Annotated in this window: 5 protein-coding genes; 1 reads left to right on the top strand and 4 read right to left on the bottom strand. The window is 73.9% G+C overall.

Translation table 11 applies throughout. The features are described 5' to 3' along the window. Window positions 1-86: 86 nt before the first annotated feature. Window positions 87-497 carry a DUF2058 family protein gene (locus CKO13_RS10305; protein WP_200260515.1) on the top strand — a complete coding sequence of 137 codons (411 nt, stop codon included), beginning with the start codon at window positions 87-89 and terminating at the stop codon, window positions 495-497. Here the strand turns inward: CKO13_RS10305 and ispH are convergent. The 4 genes from ispH to CKO13_RS10325 all read right to left on the bottom strand — a co-directional run. Next, complete coding sequence (gene ispH, locus CKO13_RS10310) at window positions 469-1,431, bottom strand: 4-hydroxy-3-methylbut-2-enyl diphosphate reductase (RefSeq protein ID WP_200260518.1); 963 nt, start codon at window positions 1,429-1,431, stop codon at window positions 469-471. The genes CKO13_RS10305 and ispH overlap by 29 nt on opposite strands. Beyond that, complete coding sequence (gene lspA, locus CKO13_RS10315) at window positions 1,424-1,900, bottom strand: signal peptidase II (protein ID WP_338034635.1); 477 nt, start codon at window positions 1,898-1,900, stop codon at window positions 1,424-1,426. Before lspA ends, ispH begins: the two co-directional genes overlap by 8 nt. 5 nt (window positions 1,901-1,905) lie before the next feature. After that, window positions 1,906-4,731 carry an isoleucine--tRNA ligase gene (gene ileS / locus CKO13_RS10320; protein ID WP_200260521.1) on the bottom strand — a complete coding sequence of 942 codons (2,826 nt, stop codon included), beginning with the start codon at window positions 4,729-4,731 and terminating at the stop codon, window positions 1,906-1,908. Beyond that, on the bottom strand, window positions 4,728-5,375 hold a 648-nt coding region (locus CKO13_RS10325; RefSeq protein WP_274600682.1), incomplete at its 5' end, for a riboflavin kinase. The genes CKO13_RS10325 and ileS, both read right to left, overlap by 4 nt.

Raw genomic sequence — 5,375 nt, forward strand, 5'->3', positions numbered from 1 at the left:
AGCAGGGGGGTGGGGCTACGAAACAATCCGGCTCCTCTACTAAAATCCATTCTCAATCAAACACTTCAAGAGTGGGGATGGCTTCTATGGCGAAGAACGCGCTCCAGGAGCAGCTGGCCAAGGCCGGCCTCGTCGACGAGGAGCGGCTGCGCAAGGAGGACCGGCGCCCTGCCCGGCCCAGGCGCGGCGGCCGGCGGCGCCAGCAGCGGCAGGCGGACCAGCGGCCGGCGCCGCAGGCGAGCCTCGCGGAGCTCATCTACACCAACTACCTGCCGCGCTTCGGCGCCGAGCTCGACTACCACTTCACGGAGGGGCCGAAGGTCCGCTGGATCGCGGTCACCCGGGAGCAGCGCCGCGCCCTCGCCAACGGCGAGGCCGCCATCGTGGCCGTGGGCGACGCCTACGAGCTCGTCCCCCGCGACGTGGCCGAGCAGCTGCGCAGCAGCTACCCGGACGCCCTGCGGGTGCTCAATCCGCGCTCGTCGAGCCGGCGCTGAGCAGCTCCTTGGGCAGCCCGAAGGTCACCGTCTCCGCCTTGCCGAGGCGCTCCTCCGGCGCCTCGCAGCCCCAGGCCTGGAGCTGCTCGACCACCTCCACCACGGTGCTCTCGGGCGCCGAGGCCCCCGCCGTGACCCCGACCACGCCGCAGCCGCCGAGCCAGCCGCGCTCCAGGTCGCCCGCCCCGTCGATCAGGTAGGCGGGCACCCCGCAGCGCTGCGCCAGCTCGCGCAGCCGGTTGGAGTTGGAGCTGTTCCGCGAGCCGACGACGAGGATCAGGTCGGCCTCCTCGGCGAGCGCCCGGACGGCGTCCTGGCGGTTCTGGGTGGCGTAGCAGATGTCGTCCTTGCGCGGCCCGCGGATCGCCGGGAAGCGCTCCTGCAGCGCCGCGACGATGCCGGCGGTGTCGTCCACCGAGAGCGTCGTCTGGGTGACGTAGGCGAGCTCCTGGGGGTTGGCGACCGCCAGCTGCCGGGCCTCCGCCTCGCTCTGGACGAGGTAGATGCCCCCCTGCCCCTCGGGGGCGAGGTACTGCCCCATGGTCCCCTCGACCTCCGGGTGGCCGGCGTGGCCGATGAGCACCACCTCGCGGCCCTGCTGGGCGTGGCCGCGGACCTCCATGTGGACCTTGGTCACCAGGGGGCAGGTGGCGTCGAAGACCTGCAGCCCCCGGGCGTGGGCCTCGTCGACCACCCGCTGCGGGACGCCGTGGGCGCTGAAGATCACCGTCGCCCCGTCGGGGACCTCGTCGAGCTCCTCGACGAACACGGCGCCGCGCTCGCGCAGGTCGTCGACCACGTAGCGGTTGTGCACCACCTCGTGGCGGACGTAGACGGGCTCCCCGAAGACCGCCAGCGCCCGGTCGACGATGGCGATGGCCCGGTCGACCCCGGCGCAGAAGCCGCGGGGATTGGCGAGACGGATCTTAGTCACGGCTAGGCCTCCGTAGCATCAAGAGGATGACGATCCCCGCCCCCACGGTGACCGCGATGTCGGCGACGTTGAACAGCGGCCAGTGGAAGCCGCGGTAGTGGAGGTGGATGAAGTCGACGACGGCCCCGAGGCGCAGCCGGTCGATGAGGTTGCCGACGGCCCCGGCGAGCAGCAGCGCCAGCCCCGCCGCCAGCCCGGGCTGCTCATCCCCGAGCCGGTACAGCCAGTGGACGAGGTAGCCGCCCACGGCGACGGCGACCGCCGCCAGGAACCAGCGCTGCCACCCCCCGGCCTCGCCGAGGAGGCTGAAGGCGGCCCCCGGATTGTACCCCAGGGTCAGGCTGAGCACCGGCAGCAGCTCCACCGGCCGGTGCGGCGCCAGGCTCGCCTCGGCCCAGAGCTTGGTGCCCTGGTCGAGGAGGGCCACCGCCGCCGCCAGGGCCAGCCACCGCAGCACGGGGGCCGCCACGCCGCTCAGGCCACCCGCCGCGCTTCGCCCTCGCCGGCGACGTTGGCCACGCACCGGCCGCAGAGCTGCGGGTGCTCGGCGCTGGCCCCGATATCCGGGCGCCGGTGCCAGCAGCGCGGGCACTTCTCGTGCCCGGAGGCGGCCGCGGCGATGCGCACCGCGGTGCCGTCCTCGAGGCTCGCCTCGACGGCCCCCTCCGGCGCCTCGGCGAGGGGCCGCAGCGCCGCCTCCGAGGTGATGAGCACGAAGCGCAGCTCCTCGGCCAGCGGCGCCAGCGCCTCGGCGAGCTCGTCGGAGACGTAGAGGGTGACCTCGGCGTCGAGGTTGGCGCCGATGACCTTGGCGTTGCGCAGGCGCTCGAGCTCGCGGCTGACCGCCGAGCGCAGGTCGATGACCCGCTCCCAGAAGGCGGCCTCGGCCTCGCCGCCGTCGAGGCCGAAGAGCCCGTCGTACCACTGCGCCGTGAAGACCGGCGCCTCGCGCCGCCCCGGCAGGTGCTCCCAGATCTCGTCGGCGGTGAACGACAGGATCGGCGCCAGCCAGCGCACCAGCGCCTCGGCGACGTGGTAGAGCGCCGTCTGCGCCGAGCGCCGGGCGCGGCTCTCCGGCGGCGTGGTGTAGAGGCGGTCCTTGAGGATATCGAGGTAGAAGCCGCCCAGGTCCACCACGCAGAAGTTGTGCAGGAGGTGGTAGATGCGGTGGAGCTCGTAGCGGTCGTAGGCGGCGACGATCCGCTCCTGCAGGGCCTGGGCCCGGGCCACCGCCCAGCGGTCCAGGGGCAGCATGGCCGCCGGCGCCAGGGCGTCGCGCTGCGGCTCGAAGCCGTGGAGGTTGCCGAGGAGGAAGCGGGCCGTATTGCGCATCCGCCGGTAGGCGTCGGCGGTGCGCTGGAGGATGTTGTCGGAGACCGCGATCTCGCCGGTGTAGTCGGCGGAGGCGACCCACAGGCGCAGGATATCGGCGCCGAGCCGGTCCATGACGTCCTGCGGGGCGATCACGTTGCCCCGCGACTTGGACATCTTGTAGCCGCTCTCGTCGACGGTGAAGCCGTGGGTCAGCACCGCGCGGTAGGGGGCCGAGCCGCGGATCGCCGCCGAGGAGAGCAGCGACGACTGGAACCAGCCGCGGTACTGGTCGGAGCCCTCGAGGTAGAGATCCGCCGGGACCTGCAGCTGCTCCCGGTCCTCGAGGACGGTGGCGTGGGTGACCCCGGAGTCGAACCAGACGTCGAGGATGTCGGTGACCTTCTCGTACTCCGCCGCCTCGTCGCCGATGAGCTCGGCCGGGTCGAGCCGCCACCACGCCTCGAGGCCCTCGCGCTCCATGCGCTCGGCCACCGCCTCCATCAGCCGCGACGTCTCGGGGTGGGGCTCGCCGGTGCGGCGGTGGACGAGGATGGCGATGGGCACGCCCCAGTGGCGCTGGCGCGAGATGCACCAGTCCGGGCGGCCGCGGACCATGGCCTCGATCCGCGCCGCCCCCCACGGCGGCATCCAGCAGACCCCGGCGATCTCCGCCAGGGCGCGCTCGCGCAGGCCGCCGCCGTCGAGGTCGATGAACCACTGCGGCGTCGCCCGGAAGATCACCGGCCCCTTGTGGCGCCAGCAGCACGGGTAGCTGTGGCGGTAGTCCTCGTGGTGCAGGAGCGCGCCGCGCTCATCGAGCAGCTCGACGACCCGGGGGTTGGCGTCGAAGACGTCCAGGCCGGCGAAGTGCTCGGTCTCCGGCAGGAAGCGCCCCGCCCCGTCGACGGGGTTGGCCACCTCCAGGCCGTAGCGCTGGCCGACCTCGAAGTCCTCCTGGCCATGGCCCGGGGCGGTGTGGACGCAGCCCGTCCCGCCGTCGGTGGTGACGTGCTCGCCGAGCACCACCGGCACCGTGCGCCCCAGGAAGGGGTGGCGCAGGGTGAGCCCCTCCAGGTCGCGGCCCCGGCAGCGGCCCACCACCTCGTAGCGCTCGATGCCGGCGCGCGCCAGCGTCGGGGCCACCAGCTCGGCGGCGAGGATCAGGCGCTCGGCGTGGTCGAGGGCGACGACGGCGTACTCCAGCTCGGGGTGGACGGCCACGGCCCGGCTCGCCGGGAGGGTCCACGGGGTCGTTGTCCAGATGACCACCGAGACCGGGCCCGCCTGCGCCCCCTCGCCCTCGAGGAAGACGCGGCCCTCGAGATCGTGGGCGTCGGCGACGGCGTAGCGGACGTCCACCGCCGGCGAGGTGCGCTCCTCGTACTCGACCTCCGCCTCGGCGAGCGCCGAGCCGCACTCCGGGCACCAGAGCACCGGCTTGAAGCCCTGGGTGACGTGCCCGCCGGCCACGATGCGCGCCAGGGCGCGCAGGATGCCGGCCTCGGTGGCGTAGTCCATGGTCAGGTAGGGGCGCTGCCAGTCGCCGAGGACGCCGAGGCGCTCGAAGTCGCGGCGCTGGCCGTCGACCTGCTCGGCGGCGAAGGCGCGGCAGCGCTCGCGGAACGCGGCGTAGGTCAGGTCCTCGCCCGGCTTGCCGGCGTGCTCCTCGACCTTGTGCTCGATGGGCAGGCCGTGGCAGTCCCAGCCCGGCACGTAGGGGGCGTCGTAGCCGTCGAGGGTCCGCGCCTTGACGATGATGTCCTTGAGGATCTTGTTGACGGCGTGGCCGATGTGGATGTCGCCGTTGGCGTAGGGCGGGCCGTCGTGGAGGATGAAGCGCTCGCGCCCGGCGCGGGCGGCGCGGATGGTGCCGTAGAGGTCCTGGTCGCGCCAGCGCTGCAGGCGCTGCGGCTCGCGCTCGGCGAGCCGGGCCCGCATGGGGAACTCGGTGTGCGGAAGGTTGAGGGTGTGCTTGTACTCGCTCACGTCACCGCCTCGCCTGAATGGGAATCGTTGCACAGCACCCGGCGCGCGGCCTCGACGTCGTCGCCGATCTGCTCCGCCAGCGCCGCCGTATCGTCGAAGCGCTCCTCGGCGCGCAGCCAGCGCACCGGCTCGATGGCCAGGTGCCGCCCGTAGAGATCGCCGCGGAAGCCGATCAGGTGCGCCTCGAAGACGGTCCGCCGCCCCCCGACCGTCGGCCGGACGCCGACGCTCACCGCCGCCGGCCAGGCGCCGAGCCCCGGCCCCCGGGCCCATCCGGCGTAGATGCCGGCCAGCGGGAGCGGGGCCGGGGGCAGCTTGAGGTTCGCCGTCGGCCACCCCAGCCGCCGCCCCACGGCGTCGCCGCGCACGACCCGGCCGCTGACCCGGTAGGGGGCGCCGAGCAGCGCCTCCGCCTCCGCGAAGCGCCCGTCGGCCACCGCCTCGCGGACCCGGGTGCTGCTGACGCGCGTGCCCTCCTGCGCCACCGTCCCCATGCAGGCGGCCTCGTAGCCCCAGCGCCGGCCCTGCTCGCGCAGCAGCGCCAGATCGCCGCGCCGGCCGTGGCCGAAGCGGAAGTCGTCGCCGACGAGGACGTAGCGCGCGCCGAGGAGCGCTTCGACGATACGGCGGCGCTGGCGGAGCAG

The organism is Halorhodospira neutriphila, from assembly GCF_016584055.1.
Taxonomy (GTDB): domain Bacteria; phylum Pseudomonadota; class Gammaproteobacteria; order Nitrococcales; family Halorhodospiraceae; genus Halorhodospira; species Halorhodospira neutriphila.